Source organism: Massilia alkalitolerans DSM 17462 (genome assembly GCF_000427785.1).
In the GTDB taxonomy this organism is placed as follows: domain Bacteria; phylum Pseudomonadota; class Gammaproteobacteria; order Burkholderiales; family Burkholderiaceae_D; genus Telluria; species Telluria alkalitolerans.
The window spans coordinates 1-1,128 of the sequence record NZ_ATYR01000076.1; the positions used below are offsets into that span (position 1 = coordinate 1).

Here is a 1,128-nt window from a genome sequence, read left to right on the forward strand (position 1 = left end):
TAAGCGATGAATCAAGACCGCTCTGGCAAGCGCATTGCGCGACTGCTTGCCAAGCGTATCAGACTGTAACTTTCTGCAATACCACCAAGTTTCTCGTATTAAAAAAATACAGATCCTCGATTTCTAACGGTAGCCGCTAATCGGGCAGTGCTTCAAACGATGCCGAGCATTTTTATCAGGAAAAAACTGATGACTGCCAACGCCAGCAGCGACAACACGACAACTGCGGCGACCCGGCAACCGGCCCGCATGACTGAGCGCGCATCGACGCCGAGTCCGAGTGCGGCCATCGACATAATGGTGAGGAAATTCGCCGTCACGTGCATCGGCGCAATTGCCGCCTCTGGAATGGCGCCGAACGAGCGCAAGGTCAGCAGTAGCAAAAAGCCGACGATGAACCACGGGACCATATGCGACAGCGCAGGACGACGACCACCTTCGCGCCGACCAATCAGCGACAGTACCAGCACGACTGGGCCCAGCATCAGCACCCGCACCAGTTTCACCAGGGTGCCGATGTGGACGCTGCTAAGCGATATCGATGAGGTCGCGGCCAGCACCTGGGGCACCGCGTAGACGGTCAGCCCGGCAAAGACACCGAACTGCGTTGGTGAAAACGACAACAGTGACACCATTAGCGGCAGCACCAGCACCACGACAACGCCAAGCACGGCAGTGAAGGCGATCGCCGCAGCGACGTCCTTTCCATCCGCATCGATAACCGGGGCCACCGCGGCAATGGCAGAGTTACCGCAAATCGAATTGCCGCAGGCAATCAAGATGGCCATCTTGCGCGGCAGACCAAAAGCACGGCCAAGGGCAAAGCTGAGCGCAATCGCGATGGCGACCACTGCCGCGATGCCGCTCATCAGACCGATGCCGTTTTCGAGCAGCGCACCGGCGCTGACCGAAGCGCCCAGCAGCACGACCGCGATTTCCAGCAATAANTTCGCACCGACTTGGATGCCGTCTTCGAAGCGAGTATCGAGCCGATGCACCGTCCGCACGGCGGTGCCTAGAAGAATGGCCAGCACCAGGCTTTCGAGCCATGCGTGGCCAAATAAAGCGCTTTCGATGTTTTCCATTGCGTAAGCTATCGCAGTAACCACAGCGCAAAGTGCCAAGCCT

Annotated in this window: 1 protein-coding gene; it reads right to left on the reverse strand. The window is 58.2% G+C overall.

What is annotated here, in order from left to right:
- Positions 1-152: 152 nt before the first annotated feature.
- Entirely contained in the window at positions 153-1,085 is a 933-nt protein-coding gene (locus YWC_RS0126895; RefSeq protein ID WP_443093635.1) for a YeiH family protein, read from the reverse strand.
- Positions 1,086-1,128 lie beyond the last annotated feature (43 nt).